The following is a 17,533-nucleotide window of genomic DNA, read 5'->3' as shown; positions in this document are numbered from 1 at the left end:
AGAGAGGAATTATCATGCTGAGGTTGTTAGCCAAGCAAGCGCCTGGTAGCCGCGTGCGACAGGGATTGCTGCCTATATTGCTGCTAGCCACGCTAGGCATGGGGGGTTGCGCCAGTACCAGCGCAACTATGGCAGAGGAAGCCCATCCAGAAGACCCATGGGAAGGCTTTAATCGTCGTGTATTTGCCTTTAACGACGTGCTGGATCGCTATGCGCTCAAGCCGGTGGCGACAGGTTATCGCAATGTCACGCCTGAACCGGTGCAAACAGGGGTAGGTAATTTTTTCTCCAACCTGGGGGAAGTGCGTACCGCGATTAACAGTCTCTTACAGGGCAAGCCCGCTAATGCTGGTTTAGCTACCTCACGGTTTTTGATTAATTCAACGTTTGGTGTAGGTGGTTTGTTGGATTACGCAACTCACATGCAAATTACCGCTGATCAAGAAGACTTCGGCCAAACGCTGGCGGTGTGGGGGTGGGAAGATTCGCGTTACTTAATGCTGCCGCTGTTAGGCCCCAGTACGTTAAGGGACACTGCAGGTCTACCCGCTGATATAGCGACTAATCCGTTGTTGTATATAGAGGATGATGTTGTAGAGGTTAGCTTATTGGCGCTTAATATTGTGGATATCCGCGCAGGTCTATTAGACCAAGAAGAGCTTATTCGTGGAGATCGCTACCGATTTATTCGCGATGCTTATTTGCAGCGCCGTCAATTCTTGATTAACGATGGCGAATTAGGTGATGACCCTTTCGCCATGGACGATTTTGAGTTTGGTGACGACGATTTCGCCGATTGAGGCTTAACATGGATCATTCCAAACAGTTGATCGCGGTAATTGATGAGCCAGGGCCAGAACGCGACGCGCTGGCACAAGCGGTTACCTGTGACGGTATGTCGGTGTTTGCAGCAGACAATATCGAGTACTTGCCTGCAGGAACCTCACTGATTGTGGCGCATGCACGTGCGGTGCCGCGTCAGCAGTGGTCGAAACTAATCCTCCGGTTGCCTACGCTAGTGGTCAGCGATACCCGACAAGATGCCGATCTAATTAAAGCGATTGATGTAGGGTTAGTGGATTATATTGTCCATCCACTGCGTCATGCAGAACTCCTGCGGCGCATGATTCGGAAAGCAATAGAGCTGCACGAGCTTGCGTTAGAGCGCGACCGTGATCGGGAGCGTTTAGCAGAGCTCAATGATAGCCTTGAGACGCATTTGGCCTTACTCCGCATGGATCAGCAGAGCGGCGGGCATATTCAGCGGCGCCTTTTGCCTACTCATCCTAAAGTAATTAACGGGGTCTATTACGATTACTGGTTTGCTCCTTCGCTCTATTTGTCAGGCGATTTTCTTGATTACCAGCGCTACAACGAACGCTATAGCACCTTCTATTTTGCTGATGTGTCGGGGCACGGCGCGTCCTCTGCGTTTGTTACGGTGTTGTTAAAATACCTGTGTAATCGGTGGCTTAGCGAGTGGGATGGGCAGCAGCCTGAGCAGCTGGCCCCTAACTGGCTGGCGGCCTTGAACCGGGAATTGCAGGATACTGACATCGGCAAGCACGCGACCTTATTCGTGGGGGTTATTGACCATGAGGACAAGACTCTGCACTATTCGCTCGGGGCGCAGCTGCCTATGCCATTATTGGTAACGAACGGTTCTCTTGTGCGCTTAGCCGGGGAGGGGATGCCAGTAGGTCTTTTCCCTGATGTGGAGTATCCTTCACTCAGCTGTGCACTACCCTCTGAGTTTCAGCTATGGCTATGTTCAGATGGGATATTGGAATGCTTGCCGGGTAAAACGCTCGACACGCGGCTCAAGGAGCTTGAGCAATTAGTAAGCGAAAGTGTCACGCTTGAGCAGTTGCGCGACCGGCTAGCCCAAATGAATGTGCTCCTGTTAGAAGGAGATGCAGACAATGAGGCGAACCAAGACCGCGATGCTTTGCCCGATGATCTAACAATCATGATGGTGAGCGGATTTGGTCATGCTGATTGAAGAAGGCCGTATTAAGGCGGCGTTCGACTCCGGTGTTTTTGTTTTAAAACTGTGTGGCGATGTGCGTCTAACGCTATGCGCAACGCTTGATACTCAAGCACAGCGTCTTGCCGAAACCCCAGGGTTGCAGGCGGTAATGATTGACTTGCGTGAAGCCACTAATGTGGACTCAACGGCGTTGGGCTTTCTTGCCAAAGTGGCGATGGCGGTGAAAGGGCGTTTAGAACAGCCGCCAACCATTATTGCCGACAATCCTGATGTTCGCCAAATGCTGGATGTGATGGGGTTTGCACGTTTTTTTTCATTAATGGAAGCGCCCTTGCAGCCGGAGGCGCCGTTAAACAATGTGCTAGAGGAATTACCCGAAGTGCCAGCTGATGAAAAGGGCCTTCGCGATAGAATCTTGGAGGCGCATCGAATTCTTATGCATATGAATGAGCATAACCGTGAGCAATTTCAACCGTTGGTGGAAATGCTTGAAGCACAAGACACGGCTGCGTTTTAACGTCTCTTAATCACGGTTGGTTGGTTTGTTTTCTGGCACGCCACTCACCGCCATTTTGATAAGCGCTTTTCCCTTAAGCGAACACATTCCCCCTATGGATCACTATTCATAGGGGGGATGTTCGTATAAAGGCGAGGGGTAAACAGGTGCGTTTGGGCGCGCGTTTATTAGCTGCTGCGCAGGGTGCTTAACAGCTCTTCAAGCTTGCGCTGGTCGGCCATAAATTTGCGGATACCTTCGGCAAGTTTGTCACTGGCCATCTCATCTTCATTCATTGCCCAGCGAAAATCTGCCTGCGTCAACGCTTCATTAGATGAGCTGCTGGCGCCCAAAGGTGTCAATTGACGGGGCAGTTCACCTTGGGCTTTGTCGAGTTCATTAAGCAGAGCAGGGGAGATTGTCAGCCGGTCACAGCCAGCCAGTGCCTCTATTTCACCTATATTACGAAAGCTTGCTCCCATCACAATGGTGGGGTAGCCGTGGCCCTTGTAATATTCGTAAATACGCTTAACCGACTGTACGCCGGGGTCATTGGCCCCGCTGAAATCAGCGTTGGGGTCTTTCGCTTTGTGCCAATCCAGAATGCGACCTACGAATGGCGAAATCAGCGTGGCGCCGGCATCAGCACACGCCTGGGCTTGGGCAAAGCCGAACAGCAACGTTAGATTAGTGCGAATACCGTCGCGCTCAAGCTGACGCGCTGCCTGAATGCCCTCCCAGGTTGAGGCCATCTTAATTAAAATGCGCTCTGCGCCGACGCCGTGCTTGGCATAGCGTTCAATCAGCGAGTGGGCTTTAGCAATGGTGGCTTCCCGGTCAAACGAGAGGCGTGCACTCACCTCCGTGGAGACATAGCCGGGCACCAGCTTGCTAATTTCGCTGCCGATATCGACCGCCACGCGTTCAGCGGCGTCATCAAGGTCAGTACTCTCTTTGGCTATTTCGGCTAAGCGTGCACGGCGCTCCTCTTGTTGCGCTGCTTGGAGAATGAGCGATGGGTTAGTGGTGGCATCCTGCGGCTGAAAACGGCGAATAGCCTCAAGATCGCCGGTATCAGCGACCACGGTGGTCATCTCTTTTAACTGGGTCAGTAGGCTAGTGGCCATGCGTAGCTCCTTGCGTTGTCGTTAAGGTACTTTAGCAAGGGGCGAGCACGGCGAACAGAGACCGACAAACCAATTCAAATCGATTATAATTAGCGGCCTATCTTTATTCTCTAGCAGCAGTTTTATACCAAGGACCACCATGGAGCTGAATCCACGCAGGGTAGCGCTATTGGTTGCAGCCAATACCGCGCTTGCACCCTTTGCTATTGATGCGTATCTGCCCGCGATGGGCATTCTGGCCGAAAATATTAATGCCAGTATTCACCATACTGAACTTTCAATTAGCATGTTTTTATTCGGTTTTGCGATTGGACAGCTCTGTTTTGGGCCAGTGTCGGATCGCTACGGGCGAAAGCCGGTACTGCTTAGCGGACTAGTGGTCTTTATGCTCGCCAGTTTGATGATCACCACGGTGGATAGCTTAAGTTCGCTGCTGCTTTGGCGGTTTATTCAAGCATTGGGGGGTGGGGCCTGTGTGGTGAACTCTGCCGCCATCGTGCGGGACTGCTTTAGCGGGCGTGAAGCCGCTAAGGTGATGTCTACCATGGCGATGATTATGATGCTGGCGCCGTTGATAGCCCCGGCGGTGGGCAGCGTGCTGCTCTATATTGCTGGTTGGTGGCTGATCTTCGTGTTTTTGGCAGTGTACGCAGGTTTTTTGCTCTGGCTGTTAGGCACCCGGCTACCCGAGACCCGCGACACCAGCCTACCCGCAGCTTCGCCCCACCAAGTAGTGCGCAACTATGCGAGCGTGTTGCGCCATCGTGAAGCCATGGGCTACATCTGTGCCGTAGCGGCATCCTTTGCCGGGCTATTTGCGTTTATCACCGCGTCTCCGTTTCTCTATTTAGAGTATTTCGGCTTATCGCCGGGGGTGTACCCGTTAGTGTTTGGTGTGAATGTCGTCATGATCGCGCTATCTAATCGCGTAAATATTCATCTTTTGCGCAAACGTACTCCCCAACAAAATTTACGCTTGGGTCTCGTTATTCAGTTTATTGCAGCGGCGGGGCTTGTTGCGGCAACGGCGTTGAATGTGGCCTCGATTTATGTGGTTGTGCCGCTGGTGATGCTGTTCACTGGGATGATCGGCTTAATTACCCCCAACGCAATTGCCTCGCTGCTAGACCACTTTGGCCATATCAGCGCAACGGCGACGGCGCTATTGGGGGGTATTCAGTTTAGCTGCGGGGCGCTTGCTGGGGTGCTGGTAGGGCTATTTCAAGTAGAGCACTTGTGGCCAATGGTACTCACCATGCTAGGGGCTGCGTTGCTAGGTAATATTGGCGTTAGACAATTAACCAAAACACCCGCAATGGAAAGTGGTCAGTGATGCATGGTGCAAATGAGTAGCTTACTGCCGTGGATCGAAATGCCATTAGGCGTATGGCTAGCCTGTTCAGCCGTGCTGCTGCTTGGCGCATTTGTACAGCGCGCTACCGGTTTTGGCCTAGCGGTTGTTGGCGCGCCGTTACTTTTGATGTTAGAGCCCCGGTTAGTGCCGGTAATACTGGTGCTGTTTGGGTTGACCGTTTCTTTAATGATGGTGCGCCACTACTGGCACGAGGTGAGCTTAGACGCGATAGGTGTGGCCTTAATTGGCCGTTTACCGGGCAATGCATTAGGGATCTGGTTGCTGTTAGCTGCGCCAATGGTCGTGCTGGAAAAGCTGATTGCCGCGATTGTACTCTTTGCCGTACTGGTCACACTTTTTCGCTTTAAACTACCGGTTAATCGTATTTCACTGTTTATCGCAGGCGTGCTCTCCGGCATATTTGGCACTGTTGCCGCCATAGGCGGCCCACCTATTGTACTGCTGATGCACGGTTTTTCGCCGGACCGCATGCGCGGAAATCTCGCCGCTTTCTTTATTTTAACGTCGTTCTTAACTCTTACCACGTTAGCCCTCGCCGGTTTGGTGAGCGTCTGGCATTTTAAGTTGGCGCTCACTTTCCTACCGGCGGTGTTAGTGGGTAATACTCTAGCGGATGCCATTGCTCATCGTTTAGATAAGCGTATGCTTCAGGGCGCCTCGCTTGCGCTATGTACCTTAGCCGCCCTGGGTCTGCTGATCTGACGACTCATGCCCTGTTTATAGTCATAAAAGTTTCATGAACAACCTGGGGGTATGTCACCGAAGTGTCATAAGCCGCTTTTATAGTGACAACCATCGGTCGGCAAACAAAGATCGAGTACACAAGCTGTTACTGACCCCCAGGAGACTCGTATGAAACTTAAAGCTCTAGCCGCTGCTGTTATTGGTACGTCACTGATCTCAACTCATGCTTTAGCAGTTGATCCTAACCTGCCAGAATATGAAGCAGTGAGCGGTATCACAGGCAACATGAGCAGTATCGGTTCAGACACGCTTAACAACCTGATGACCCTGTGGGCAGAAGAATTTGCTAACTTCTATCCCAACGTTAATATCCAGATTCAAGGTGCGGGCTCTGGTACAGCGCCGACTGCACTGACCGAAGGAACTGCGCAGTTTGGCCCAATGAGCCGTGCAATGCGTACTAATGAAATTCAGGCGTTTGAAGAGCGTCATGGTTACCCGCCCACCATGGTGCCGGTTGCTATCGATGCCTTGGCAATGTATGTCAACCAAGACAACCCGATTGAAAGCATCACACTCCCGCAAATTGATGCCATTTTCTCTAGTACCCGCCGCTGTGGCTACTCAGATGATATCACTCGCTGGGGTCAGCTGGGTCTAGATGGTAGCTGGGAGAATCGCGACTTTACCCTTTACAGCCGTAACGCTGTCTCTGGTACCTACGGTTTCTTTGCTGAAAACGCACTGTGCGGCGGTGACTTCAAAGACTCCATCAATGAGCAGCCTGGATCAGCTTCCGTTGTTCAAGGTGTGAGTGAGTCAATCAATGGTATTGGTTATTCTGGTATCGGCTACATCACTTCTCAGGTGCGTGCTATACCGGTTGCTCGCGACGAAGGTGAAGAAGCCTTTGAAGTTGATCAAGAACAGTACCCATTAGCGCGTCAGCTGTTCGTTTATGTAAATAAGCACCCCAACGAAGATTTAGCGCCGCAGCAAGCTGAGTTCCTGCGCATGGTGCTTTCACAGCAAGGACAGGAAGTGACAGCGCGCGATGGCTATATCCCGCTTCCAGAAACAATTGCTAGCCGTGTTCGTGCAGAACTTGGCCTAGATTAACAAGTGATTACCATCTAATAGCCGGGGGTGCTTTGCACCCCCGGTTTTTTTATGGGATCTGCGCCGTATGAAGTGCTTGTCATCAATTTGTCACGTTAGCTGGATACTCTCAGCGTACCTTTCCACTTGCCCGGAATTGCCAATCCATTATGAATGACATTTCCCAATTATCGACGCTGAAACGACGTGGCTCGCTTTTGCCCACCCCTGAAGAGCGCGAAAAACGTAGGCGAAGACGCATGTTCAAAGATAGCTTTTCTCGATACGGCATAGGTGCCGCCGGTATCGGGGTGGTTATCGCTTTAGGGATGATTTTTGTTTACCTTTTTTCGGAAGTTTTTCCGCTATTTGCCTCTGCAAAAGTAGAGACGCAGCAAACCTATCAAGCGCCTGGTATTGAAGAGGGTGAATCCTTAGAGCACTTAGTGGTAGACCGCTACGACGAGCTTGGCGCTAGCTTCTCAAATACGGGCCGAATCACATTTTTTGAGCTTGAAGATGGCGCAGTCCGCACAAGCTTTGATATGGCCCGTCCTGAAAACGCTGAGCAAACCACCTTTGCGAAAGGGTTCGCCACTACTCGCAGCTTTGCTTACGGCTACGATAACGGCCAGATAACCTTGGGTGTGGTGGATTACAATATTTCATACCCTGAGAATCAGCGTTTAATAGAGCCGGTGCTTGAATTTCCGCTAGGTGAAGACCCCATCACCATTGATGAGGAGGAGCGCAGCATTCGCGTGCTCGGGTTACAAATGAGTAGCCGCGGCATTTATGCCGCAGCAGCTTTAGAGGACGGAACATTACAAGTTACCTCTTTTGATGTGCGCGAAAATGTAATGACGGGCGCTGTGACCATTGAGCAGACATCAGCAGAGCTACCTGGAATTGAAGGTGAGGCGCGTCAAATCCTCATCGACAACCGTTACCGACACCTCTACGTGTCAGATAACAGCGGCTATATACACCACTACGATATTGGCAATCTCAATAATCCCGAGTATCGCGGAGCGGTTAAGGTCACAGATGACGGCTACGTATCGGAAATGGCGTATCTGAATGGCACGGTGTCCATTATTGCAGGTACCAGCGATGGTCAAGTGCGCCAATACTTTCCCGTTCGCAATAGTCAAAATCAGCACGATTTAATGCATATACGCGACTTCGCTCGCTACGACGCACCTATTACTTATATCGAGGCTGAATATGCTCGCCGCGGATTTCTGGTAGGCGATGAGGCAGGTAACTTAGGTATTCATCACGCCACCGCGTCGGCAGATGTGTATAAAAGCACGAAGATGGATGGGCCGCTGACCCGCATTGCCATATCCCCTGTGAACTCAACGGCGCTCTTGGTCGATGAGAATAATCTGCTAGAGATGGCAAGCGTAAGCAACCGTCACCCAGGTATCTCCTTCACCTCACTCTGGCGCAAGGTGTGGTACGAAGGCAGTAGTGAGCCGCGCTATGTATGGCAGTCCACCGCGGGTGGTGATGAGTTTGAGCCAAAGATGAGCCTTATGCCGTTAACCGTCGGTACTTTGAAGGCTGCCTTTTACGCCATGCTGTTTGCCACACCGTTGGGCCTAATGGGGGCTATTTATACGGCTTACTTCATGTCGCCTAAATTGCGCGGCAAGGTAAAACCAACCATCGAGGTAATGGAAGCATTACCAACGGTAATTTTGGGCTTTTTGGCAGGTCTTTGGTTGGCACCCTTTATCGAAAATAGACTCCCCGCTGTTTTTGGCATTCTTATACTGATGCCGATTGCCATGCTCGCGTTTGCATTCGCATGGAGCCGACTGCCATCTAATGTTAGAAACCGCATCCCTGATGGTTGGGAAGCCGTATTGCTAGCGCCCGTTATTATTTTAGTGGGTTGGTTCTGTGTATCTATTAGCCCCTATGTGGAAATCGCCTTCTTCGACGGTAGCCTTCGCCAGTGGTTAACGGACAACGGCTTTAACTATGACCAACGCAACGCACTGGTAGTAGGTATCGCGATGGGCTTTGCGGTAATACCAACGATTTTCTCTATCGCTGAGGACGCCGTCTTCAATGTGCCGAAACACCTGACCCAAGGGTCGTTGGCGCTAGGTGCGACGCGCTGGCAAACGGTGGTGGGCGTGGTGTTGCCAACGGCCAGTATCGGTATGTTCTCCGCTGTGATGATGGGCTTTGGGCGCGCGGTAGGTGAAACCATGATCGTGTTAATGGCAACCGGTAACAGCCCGGTAATGAACTTCAACATATTTGAAGGCATGCGCACGTTATCTGCCAACATCGCGGTTGAGTTGACGGAATCTGCAGTAGGGTCAAGCCACTTCCGGGTGCTGTTCTTAGCCGCACTAACGCTACTAGCGATGACTTTTATCTTGAATACGTTAGCTGAACTGGTGCGTCAGCGCCTTCGTAAGCGTTACGGCAACCTTTAATTCCAGGAGACAGTGATGAAATCATGGTGGAAAAGCGGTGCCCCCTGGATTTGGTTGAACGGTGGCGCAGTCGCTATATCAGTGATTATGGTGCTGGGGTTAATTGGCTTGATTGCAGTGCGAGGTCTCAGCCACTTTTACCCAACAGAAATAGTCGAATTTCAAGTAGGCGACCCGGAGCTTGGTATTGGCCAAATGATACTGGGCGAGCATGTTCGCTCTGAATCGATTCCGGTTCCGGTCGCCCGTGATGCAGGTATTGCGGTTCCTCCTGAGCTGGAAAATGACGACATTGTAGTACGTCATTTGATTAAGCAGGGTAACCGGGATGTGACGGGGCAAGATTTCGCCTGGTACGCCGAGCTGCAAATGAGTGAGTGGCAAGCACCGGTTGACGCTATGCGCATTGAGCGCCGTGAATGGGGCGATTTCATTGGCTTCCCGCTAAGAGTTTTAGAAAATGGCGAAGTGATTGCCGAAGGCGAAGGGCTGTGGGATGCGCTGCAAGAGCGTATTGCCCGGAGCAATAACCTCTACCGGGAATTGCGCCAGATTGAGCGAAATGACGTCGGTATTATAAGTGCGGAAATGGAGCAACTGCGTATTAGACAGCGTGCTCTTCAGCGTAACCCCGATATCGCTGCCGATGCATTAGCGATTGAATTGGAAAATATTTCTGCTCGCCAAGCAGAACTTCAATCTGCATTTCAGGATTTACAGGTTGAGATAAGCGCGCTGCGCAATGCGTTAAACAGAGATACGCTGGTCGCGAGCGTCGTAGGCGGGCAGGAAGTGCAAATCCGCTTGGGCGATATTGTGCATGCAGTGCAGCCTAATAGCCTGTCTTTCCCGCAAAAAGTGGTCGAATATGCTCAAGAATTTTGGAAATTTATAAGCGGTGAACCTCGTGAAGCTAACACCGCTGGAGGGATCTTCCCGGCCATTTTCGGCACCGTGACGATGGTGTTATTGATGTCGCTGATCGTTAGCCCCTTTGGTGTTCTAGCGGCTATATATTTGCGTGAGTACGCTCATCAGGGACCGTTGCTGCGGTTAATTCGGATTTCTGTATATAACCTAGCGGGCGTTCCGTCCATTGTTTACGGTGTATTTGGTCTTGGTTTCTTCATCTACACACTTGGCGGGTCTATTGATCAGCTGTTTTACTCAGACCGTTTACCAAGTCCAACCTTTGGTTCGCCAGCGCTTATCTGGGTGTCCCTCACCTTGGCACTGTTAACCTTGCCTGTCGTGATCGTCTCGACTGAAGAGGGGCTTTCGCGAATTCCTGTCAATATTCGTCAAGGATCGTTAGCGCTTGGGGCAACTAAGTCAGAAACGCTGTGGCGGGTAGTGGTCCCTATTGCAACACCTGCCATGATGACGGGCATGATTTTGGCGATTGCCCGCGCAGCTGGCGAAGTAGCTCCGTTGATGCTGGTGGGGGTGGTGAAGTTGGCACCTACATTGCCGGTTGATGGTAGCTTCCCATTCCTACATTTAGACCGTCAGATTATGCATTTGGGTTTCCATATTTATGATGTTGGTTTCCAAAGCCCCAATGTGGAAGCAGCCCGCCCATTGGTATACGCAACGGCGTTGGTACTGGTGATACTTATTATCGTGCTGAACTTGGCCGCTATTAGTATCCGGAACCGTCTGCGCGAAAAATTCCGTGCGGCTTCAGATTAAATAATCACCCAAATACCCTATTCGTCTGGGCGTTAGACCCCAAAGGATGTAAAGAGGATTTAAGATGACGCTTGAAGCAATTGCCACTACCAAAGATCACGCCATGACCAACCGAGATATTACGTTTAAAGTACGCGATCTCAATTTATTTTATGGCAAAGATCAGGCGCTAAAAGGCGTCAACATGGATATTTTACACAAGAAAGTAACCGCCTTTATTGGGCCTTCCGGCTGTGGAAAATCTACCTTGCTGCGTTGTTTCAACCGGATGAACGATCTTGTCGATATTTGCCGGATAGAAGGCAAAATTCTTTTAGACGGCAATGATATTTATGATCGTAGCGTTGACGTTGCTGAACTGCGTCGCAAGGTAGGCATGGTATTTCAAAAGCCCAACCCTTTCCCTAAATCGATCTATGAAAATGTCGCTTACGGGCTGCGGCTGCAGGGCATTAATAATCGTTCTGTACTCGATGACATCGTTGAACAATCGCTTAAAGGCGCAGCGTTATGGGATGAGGTGAAGGATCGACTCAACGATAACGCTTTTGGCCTTTCAGGTGGTCAGCAGCAGCGCCTCGTAATTGCGCGTGCCATTGCCATTGAGCCAGAAGTGCTGCTGCTTGATGAGCCTGCTTCTGCACTGGATCCTATTTCGACGCTCAAAATTGAAGAGCTTATGAGCGAGCTCAAAGAGAAATACACTATATTGATTGTTACTCACAATATGCAGCAAGCGGCGCGTGTTTCTGACTACACCGCGTTTATGTATATGGGTGATTTAGTCGAGTTTGGTGAAACCAATAAAGTCTTTACCGAACCCGACAAAAAGCAAACCGAAGACTACATTACGGGCCGTTACGGCTAGCGATACATTACCAACAGGCTAGCCTACCCAATGGCAAGCCTGTTGGTATTTTTTTAACTGCACACATATGATTTATCGCATATAAAAAGTAATCTAGAACGCACCTGTTTAGGAGAGTTTATTCATGGTATTACGTATCGGTATTAACGGGTTTGGTCGTATTGGACGCTTGGCGCTGCGCAGCCTGTGGGCTGAGGTTGAAGCAGGGGCCGTTGAGCTGATTCGCATTAATGATCCAGGCGGTGATGCGGCAACGTTTGCCCACTTATTAGAGTTTGACTCAGTACACGGTCACTGGTCGCCAGGCAAAGGGATTACCGCTTCCAGCGATGGAATTGTCTTGGATGGTAACTCTGTCGCCTTTAGCGCTAATACAAGGATTACCGACAGCGATTGGTCTGGCTGCGATGTGGTCATTGAGTGCTCGGGCAAGATAAAAACCACTGAAAAACTTCAGGCCTACCTGGATCAAGGCGTTGCCCGGGTGGTGGTCAGCGCACCTATAAAAGAAGCGAGTGTGCTGAACGTGGTAGTAGGCGTTAATGACCATCTTTACGACCCTGCACAGCATAAGATTGTGACCGCTGCCAGTTGCACCACCAATTGCTTGGCGCCCGTGGTGAAAGTGATTCAAGAAACCTTTGGTATTCGCCATGGCTCAATGACCACGGTACACGACATTACCAATACCCAAACCATTCTAGACGCCCCGCATAAAGATCTACGCCGTGCCCGCGCCTGTGGCATGAGCTTAATACCAACAACAACGGGCTCCGCGAAAGCGATCACTGCAATTTTCCCTGAACTGGAAGGCAAGCTGAATGGTCATGCGATTCGCGTACCGCTGGCTAACGCATCGCTCACCGATATGGTGTTTGAGCTAGAAAAGGACGTGACTGTTGAGGAAGTGAACCAAGCGCTGAAAGATGCGGCAGAAGGCGCCCTGAAGGGGGTTTTAGGTTACGAAGATCGCCCACTGGTATCGATTGATTATCGCACCGATCCACGCAGCTCCATTATCGATGCGCTCTCCACCATGGTGGTCAATGGTACTCAGCTTAAGCTTTACGCTTGGTATGACAACGAGTGGGGTTACGCCAACCGCACGGCTGAGCTGGCGCTGATGGTCGGCACTGAGCAGGTGAGCCGTGGCTGATTCACCCTTGCTGAATATGCAGGCCCGTATTAAGGCGCTACCTTTCGAGGTGCGCCAATACATGCTGATCACCGGCAACTACTGGGCATTTACCATTACCGATGGCGCGCTGCGCATGTTGGTAGTGATGTATTTTCACCAGCTAGGTTACTCGCCGCTGCAAATCGCCATGCTATTTTTATTTTACGAAGCCTTCGGCGTGGTGACTAACCTTATTGGCGGCTGGCTCGGCGCGCGGTTGGGCTTGAATCGCACGATGAACGTGGGACTAGGGCTGCAGATCGTGGCGCTCGGAATGCTCATGGTGCCTGCTGGGATGCTCACGGTGGTGTGGGTGATGGCGGCGCAGGCGCTGTCCGGCATCGCCAAAGACTTAAACAAAATGAGTGCTAAAAGTGCCGTCAAAGTGCTGGTACCTAAAGAGAGCGCCAACGCCAATAGCGCGCTTTACCGCTGGGTAGCGATGCTGACCGGCTCTAAAAACGCACTGAAAGGCCTCGGCTTTTTCGTTGGTGGGGTGCTGTTAACGCTGATTGGTTTCCGTGGTGCGGTCATTGCCATGGCGGTGATGCTTGGCGCGGTATTATTAATCTCTCTGTGGCGCTTAAAGGCAGATTTAGGGCGCCAGAAGGTAAAGCCCAAGTTTTCGGAGATTTTTTCGAAATCCCGTGCCATTAATGTGCTTTCGGCGGCGCGCTTTTGCTTGTTTGCTTCAAGGGATGTCTGGTTCGTAGTAGCGTTGCCGGTGTTTTTATATGACCAGCATGGCTGGACCCACTGGACGGTAGGCGGATTGCTGGCAGCGTGGATTATTGGCTATGGCGGCGTACAAACCCAGGCACCTAAGCTGACTCGGTTGATTAAAGGGGATGCCCGTGCGCTAACCGCAGGCTGGGCAGCTGCTTTGGCAGTGTTGGCGATTGCCCTGGCGATGCTGCCGCTGGCGCAGGTGGGCTGGCTGGTGGTTGGGCTTTTAGCGTTTGGTGTGCTATTTGCGATTAACTCTAGCTGGCATAGCTATCTCATCGTTCACTACGCCCGTGCTGATGGCGTCTCAATGGATGTCGGTTTTTACTATATGGCCAATGCCATGGGGCGTTTGGTAGGAACCTTGCTGTCAGGCTGGTTGTATATGGCTTACGGATTGAGCGCTTGTCTTTGGGTATCAGCGGCCTTAGTGGCGGCCAGTGCAGTGATGGCACTGGCACTGCCTAGACAAGTCGCATGATTCGTTCGCCCAGGTTTGGTTTAACGCTCACCTTAGGCAGTGCACAAACCCTTTCCTGGGCCTCAAGCTATTATTTGCCCGCCATTCTTGCAGTGCCGATAGCACAAGAGTTAGGTATCTCAACCGGCTGGGTATTTGGCGCGTTCTCAGCGGCTTTGCTGCTAACAGCGATGCTCGGGCCTAGCGTTGGTCGATGGATCGACAGGCAAGGCGGGCGAGGCGTGTTGATGGCCTCAAACGGGGTAATGGCACTGGGCCTTGGCATAATGGCCGTGTCTCAGGGGTTGCCCTCGCTAATCCTTGCTTGGCTGGTGATGGGGATTGGGATGGCGATGGGGCTATACGATGCTGCTTTTGCCACCTTAGGCCGATTATTAGGGCGTCAAGCCAGGGCATCGATTACCGGTGTCACGTTGGTCGCTGGATTTGCCAGCACGGTAGGTTGGCCGCTCACAGCCTGGCTGGAAAATGAACTCGGTTGGCGTACAGCCTGCGGCGTCTGGGCCATGCTGCATATCTTAATAGGCCTGCCACTGAATACTCGCCTGCCCAAAGCAACTGATAGTGCGGCCCAGCAAGATGACGACAAATCGGCACCGTCGCCGGAGCGTCCTCGCTTGGCGATGATGTTATTAGCCTATGTGTTTGCCGCGGGCTGGTTTGTCTCAACGGCGATGGCGGCTCATCTGCCTAGACTTTTGCAGGAAACCGGCGTATCGCTTTCGGTGGCAGTGGCCGCCGCTGCCTTAGTGGGTCCTGCCCAGGTGGCGGCAAGGGTGGGTGAGTTTGCGCTGCTTCGCCATTTGCACCCGCTGGTAGCCGCACGCGTGGCCACCACGCTGCACCCGTTAGGCGCAGCATTGTTAACGGCCGTTGGTATGCCCGCTGCCGGTTTTGCGTTACTGCACGGCGCAGGTAACGGCATGATGACCATTGCGTCTGGTACATTACCGCTGGCGTTATTTGGCCCCAAAGGATTTGGGCGTCGGCAAGGGCTGATTATTGCCCCGGCGCGTGCGTCTCAAGCACTCGCACCCCTGCTGTTTGGCCTGCTGATAGAGCAAAGTGGTGCCAGTGCGCTGTGGCTTACAGCCCTGTTAATGCTGGGCGCGACGCTGGTGTTGCTATGTATTCGCGTGACTAGCCAATAGGGCTGTGTCATCGACGCCTTATGCTGAGAGTAGCTTCTGAATCTCCTCGACGCTGGCTACTTTACCTTCGATCACTACCTCGTCATCGATTCCCAGCGCAGGTGTGCGCATGATGCCTTCATCAATAATGGCGTTCACATCAGTAATTTTCTCGATTTCCACCGTTAGGCCGAGAGCATTGGCGGCTTGCTTTGCGTTGTCGGTAAGTTGCTGGCACTTCTTGCAGCCGCTGCCGTATATCTTGAGTTTCATAAAATCACTCCTTTAGGTTTACAACAAAAAAGACAGATTTAGTTTTTCTCAAGGCCATAACTGGCCGTATAGATAACCTGAAAATGTTGCCATCACGACGACAAGTGCACAGTAAACAAGGGTTTTCTGCGTGCCTATAATAGTTCGAATGACTAGCATGTTGGGTAGCGACAGTGCTGGTCCTGCCAACAGCAGTGCCAGCGCAGGCCCTTTGCCCATACCGTTCCCGATCAGCCCCTGGACGATAGGTACTTCTGTAAGGGTCGAGAAATACATAAAGCCGCCCAACAGCGAGGCGAGAAAGGTCGAGCGTAAGCCGTTATCACCTACCGCCAGGACTACCCATTCTGAGGGAATCAGGCCTTCTTCTCCTGGGCGGCCTAGTAACAGCCCAGCCACAAATACCCCAACCAGCAGCAGTGGCACAATCAGTTTGGTGAATTCCCAGCTCTGCTCTGCCCACTCGCGGTCTTCGTCACGCAGGGTGGCAATCAGCATAAGGCCAATAATACCGGTCACGAACGCCAGCTCAGGCACGCTTGGCACTAGTAAAGCAGCGGCGGCGACGGCACTTGCCAACACCGCTACTTGGTGTAGCGGCCAGTTCCAGCGGCGAATCAGTAGCAGAGCGAAAAGTCCGGAGAGTAAGGCAGTGATATGCCACTTGTAGGCATAAATGGTCATCCAGGCAGCGCTGTCGGCTGCAGCCCAGTTGGCGAATACCAAAATGCCCACCATGAGTCCAAAAAATACGCCGATTTGGCCTAGGGGGCGGGAAAGTTCACCGCTGAAGCCGCGGCTGTTTTTGGTTACACGAGCCTGCTCTTCACGACGGTACATAAGGTGCATGATGACGCCAATGACCACGGCGAATATAATCGCGCCGATGGCCCTGGCTAACCCCAGCTCAAAGCCCAGCACTTTGGCGGTCACGACAATCGCCATAATGTTGATAGCGGGCCCTGAATAGAGAAAAGCAATGGCAGGCCCCAGGCCTGCGCCTCGGCGATAAATACCCCCAAAAAGCGGCAGTACGGTGCAAGAGCAAACGGCCAGTAGCGTGCCAGAAACCGAGGCCATACCAAAGGCGACCGGTTTGGAGGCGTTTGGTCCCAGGTAGCGCATCACGGCGCCTTCGCTTAGGTAGGCTGCCATTGCACCAGCGATCAGAAAAGCCGGCAGTAGGCAGAGAATGACGTGCTCTTGCGCATACCAGTGTGTCAGCCGGACTCCCTCCAGCACGGCATTATCGAAGCGAGCTGTTCCGGCGGGCAGGAAGTAGATCAGCAGGAAAATTCCTACGACAGCTGCAAGCCAGCGCACTTGATGGGGGTTCTCCTTGGCGAGGTAAAGCAGGCGGCCGGCAAAGGAAGGTAATGGAGAGCTAGGTTCCGGCATGTGGTACCTCGCATAGGTCTGAAAAGAATATTCTTATAATAATATGTGGATGTGCATATGTTGTCCAAATTAGTTTGGCTGATAGCGTAATGCTGCAAGCTTATTGAATAGCGACACCATCCACATACAGGTGGCGCAACTTCCACCAGCCTTCGACACCAATGCGCAGTCCCTGAGCAGCCAGTTCGGGGGCAATATAGATCGAAATACCATCTTGAGTATGGTGCTGATAGTCATGGACATCATCTGGCCGCCGCGTTTCAGCCACCGCCAGGTTTGCGAGGCCACCGCAGCAGCCGTGGCGAGGGGAAAGGCGGACGGTGACGACGCCGCCTTGTTGTTTGATGAAGTCGGCGGCGTTGCTATCGATATCAATGACATCCTTCATGGCTCACCCCGCACGTTGTTTTAGGTTTTGTACGAAAAGCCTTATCTGCTAACTTTACCTATGCAAAAGCAGCATAGGGGAAAACAATGGTCGGACGTTACGAGATTTCTGATGACGGCTGGGCACAGATCGAAGATATCGTGGCTCCTCCTCAAACCATGGGCAGACCCA

The 17,533-nt window shown here is 52.0% G+C and carries 16 protein-coding genes; 12 read left to right on the top strand and 4 right to left on the bottom strand.

The annotated features are described in order from the left end of the window. Positions 1–14: 14 nt before the first annotated feature. Genes MOY_RS15290 through MOY_RS15280 form a run of 3 tightly spaced genes read left to right on the top strand, consistent with a single transcriptional unit; the run spans position 15 to position 2,507 of the window. Positions 15–800, top strand: a complete 786-nt coding sequence (locus MOY_RS15290; protein ID WP_009101505.1) for an MlaA family lipoprotein — start codon at positions 15–17, stop codon at positions 798–800. Between the two features lie 8 nt (positions 801–808). Beyond that, the gene (locus MOY_RS15285) at positions 809–2,002 is read left to right on the top strand and encodes a PP2C family protein-serine/threonine phosphatase (protein WP_009101503.1); all 1,194 of its coding nucleotides are present in this window, start codon (positions 809–811) and stop codon (positions 2,000–2,002) included. After that, entirely contained in the window at positions 1,992–2,507 is a 516-nt protein-coding gene (locus MOY_RS15280) for an STAS domain-containing protein (RefSeq protein ID WP_009101501.1), read from the top strand. The genes MOY_RS15285 and MOY_RS15280 overlap by 11 nt, the downstream gene beginning before the upstream one ends. A gap of 167 nt (positions 2,508–2,674) precedes the next feature. On the opposite strand, the gene tal is transcribed toward MOY_RS15280, so the two are convergent. Next, positions 2,675–3,613, bottom strand: a complete 939-nt coding sequence (tal, locus tag MOY_RS15275; protein WP_009101499.1) for a transaldolase — start codon at positions 3,611–3,613, stop codon at positions 2,675–2,677. Between the two features lie 139 nt (positions 3,614–3,752). On the opposite strand from tal, the gene MOY_RS15270 reads away from it, so the two are divergent. From MOY_RS15270 to MOY_RS15230, 9 genes are all read left to right on the top strand, one after another. Next, a complete protein-coding gene (locus tag MOY_RS15270) occupies positions 3,753–4,946 on the top strand; it encodes a Bcr/CflA family multidrug efflux MFS transporter (protein ID WP_009101496.1) in 1,194 nt (397 codons plus the stop codon). Positions 4,947–4,958: 12 nt separating this feature from the next. Next, the gene (locus MOY_RS15265) at positions 4,959–5,690 is read left to right on the top strand and encodes a sulfite exporter TauE/SafE family protein (protein WP_035540898.1); all 732 of its coding nucleotides are present in this window, start codon (positions 4,959–4,961) and stop codon (positions 5,688–5,690) included. A gap of 150 nt (positions 5,691–5,840) precedes the next feature. Then, entirely contained in the window at positions 5,841–6,791 is a 951-nt protein-coding gene (locus MOY_RS15260) for a PstS family phosphate ABC transporter substrate-binding protein (RefSeq protein WP_009101492.1), read from the top strand. Positions 6,792–6,940: 149 nt separating this feature from the next. Then, the gene (locus MOY_RS15255; RefSeq protein WP_035540891.1) at positions 6,941–9,229 is read left to right on the top strand and encodes an ABC transporter permease subunit; all 2,289 of its coding nucleotides are present in this window, start codon (positions 6,941–6,943) and stop codon (positions 9,227–9,229) included. Positions 9,230–9,244: 15 nt separating this feature from the next. Next, complete coding sequence (gene pstA, locus MOY_RS15250) at positions 9,245–10,921, top strand: phosphate ABC transporter permease PstA (RefSeq protein ID WP_009101487.1); 1,677 nt, start codon at positions 9,245–9,247, stop codon at positions 10,919–10,921. Between the two features lie 103 nt (positions 10,922–11,024). Then, positions 11,025–11,789, top strand: a complete 765-nt coding sequence (gene pstB, locus MOY_RS15245; protein WP_235803723.1) for a phosphate ABC transporter ATP-binding protein PstB — start codon at positions 11,025–11,027, stop codon at positions 11,787–11,789. 124 nt (positions 11,790–11,913) lie between these two features. Further along, entirely contained in the window at positions 11,914–12,945 is a 1,032-nt protein-coding gene (locus MOY_RS15240) for an ArsJ-associated glyceraldehyde-3-phosphate dehydrogenase (protein ID WP_009101484.1), read from the top strand. A 16-nt stretch (positions 12,946–12,961) separates the two neighbouring features. Beyond that, positions 12,962–14,173, top strand: a complete 1,212-nt coding sequence (arsJ, locus tag MOY_RS15235) for an organoarsenical effux MFS transporter ArsJ (RefSeq protein ID WP_009101483.1) — start codon at positions 12,962–12,964, stop codon at positions 14,171–14,173. After that, entirely contained in the window at positions 14,170–15,324 is a 1,155-nt protein-coding gene (locus MOY_RS15230) for an MFS transporter (RefSeq protein ID WP_009101482.1), read from the top strand. Before arsJ ends, MOY_RS15230 begins: the two co-directional genes overlap by 4 nt. An 18-nt stretch (positions 15,325–15,342) precedes the next feature. Here MOY_RS15230 and MOY_RS15225 read toward each other — a convergent pair whose 3' ends face one another. The 3 genes from MOY_RS15225 to MOY_RS15215 all read right to left on the bottom strand — a co-directional run bounded on the left by MOY_RS15225 (position 15,343) and on the right by MOY_RS15215 (position 17,362). Then, the gene (locus MOY_RS15225; protein ID WP_009101481.1) at positions 15,343–15,576 is read right to left on the bottom strand and encodes a thioredoxin family protein; all 234 of its coding nucleotides are present in this window, start codon (positions 15,574–15,576) and stop codon (positions 15,343–15,345) included. Positions 15,577–15,624: 48 nt separating this feature from the next. Beyond that, positions 15,625–16,974: a permease gene (locus tag MOY_RS15220; RefSeq protein WP_009101480.1), complete on the bottom strand. Its 1,350-nt coding sequence runs from the start codon at positions 16,972–16,974 to the stop codon at positions 15,625–15,627. A 100-nt stretch (positions 16,975–17,074) separates the two neighbouring features. Then, on the bottom strand, positions 17,075–17,362 hold the full coding sequence (locus MOY_RS15215; protein WP_009101479.1) for a CC/Se motif family (seleno)protein: 288 nt from the start codon (positions 17,360–17,362) through the stop codon (positions 17,075–17,077). Positions 17,363–17,533: the final 171 nt, after the last annotated feature.

Origin of the sequence: Halomonas sp. GFAJ-1, from assembly GCF_000236625.2 — a bacterium.
Classification (GTDB): domain Bacteria; phylum Pseudomonadota; class Gammaproteobacteria; order Pseudomonadales; family Halomonadaceae; genus Vreelandella.
The sequence above is the reverse complement of the archived record's forward strand: the minus strand, read 5'-3'. Positions and strand labels throughout refer to the sequence as shown.

Coding starts and splice junctions, on each gene's coding strand:
- MOY_RS15240 (WP_009101484.1), top strand. CDS start 11,914: ATGGTATTACGTATCGGTATTAACGGGTTTGGTCGTATTGGACGCTTG.
- pstA (WP_009101487.1), top strand. CDS start 9,245: ATGAAATCATGGTGGAAAAGCGGTGCCCCCTGGATTTGGTTGAACGGT.
- MOY_RS15260 (WP_009101492.1), top strand. CDS start 5,841: ATGAAACTTAAAGCTCTAGCCGCTGCTGTTATTGGTACGTCACTGATC.
- MOY_RS15215 (WP_009101479.1), bottom strand. CDS start 17,362: ATGAAGGATGTCATTGATATCGATAGCAACGCCGCCGACTTCATCAAA.
- arsJ (WP_009101483.1), top strand. CDS start 12,962: ATGCAGGCCCGTATTAAGGCGCTACCTTTCGAGGTGCGCCAATACATG.
- MOY_RS15230 (WP_009101482.1), top strand. CDS start 14,170: ATGATTCGTTCGCCCAGGTTTGGTTTAACGCTCACCTTAGGCAGTGCA.
- tal (WP_009101499.1), bottom strand. CDS start 3,613: ATGGCCACTAGCCTACTGACCCAGTTAAAAGAGATGACCACCGTGGTC.
- MOY_RS15280 (WP_009101501.1), top strand. CDS start 1,992: ATGCTGATTGAAGAAGGCCGTATTAAGGCGGCGTTCGACTCCGGTGTT.
- MOY_RS15285 (WP_009101503.1), top strand. CDS start 809: ATGGATCATTCCAAACAGTTGATCGCGGTAATTGATGAGCCAGGGCCA.
- MOY_RS15270 (WP_009101496.1), top strand. CDS start 3,753: ATGGAGCTGAATCCACGCAGGGTAGCGCTATTGGTTGCAGCCAATACC.
- pstB (WP_235803723.1), top strand. CDS start 11,025: ATGACCAACCGAGATATTACGTTTAAAGTACGCGATCTCAATTTATTT.
- MOY_RS15255 (WP_035540891.1), top strand. CDS start 6,941: ATGAATGACATTTCCCAATTATCGACGCTGAAACGACGTGGCTCGCTT.
- MOY_RS15220 (WP_009101480.1), bottom strand. CDS start 16,974: ATGCCGGAACCTAGCTCTCCATTACCTTCCTTTGCCGGCCGCCTGCTT.
- MOY_RS15225 (WP_009101481.1), bottom strand. CDS start 15,576: ATGAAACTCAAGATATACGGCAGCGGCTGCAAGAAGTGCCAGCAACTT.
- MOY_RS15290 (WP_009101505.1), top strand. CDS start 15: ATGCTGAGGTTGTTAGCCAAGCAAGCGCCTGGTAGCCGCGTGCGACAG.
- MOY_RS15265 (WP_035540898.1), top strand. CDS start 4,959: ATGAGTAGCTTACTGCCGTGGATCGAAATGCCATTAGGCGTATGGCTA.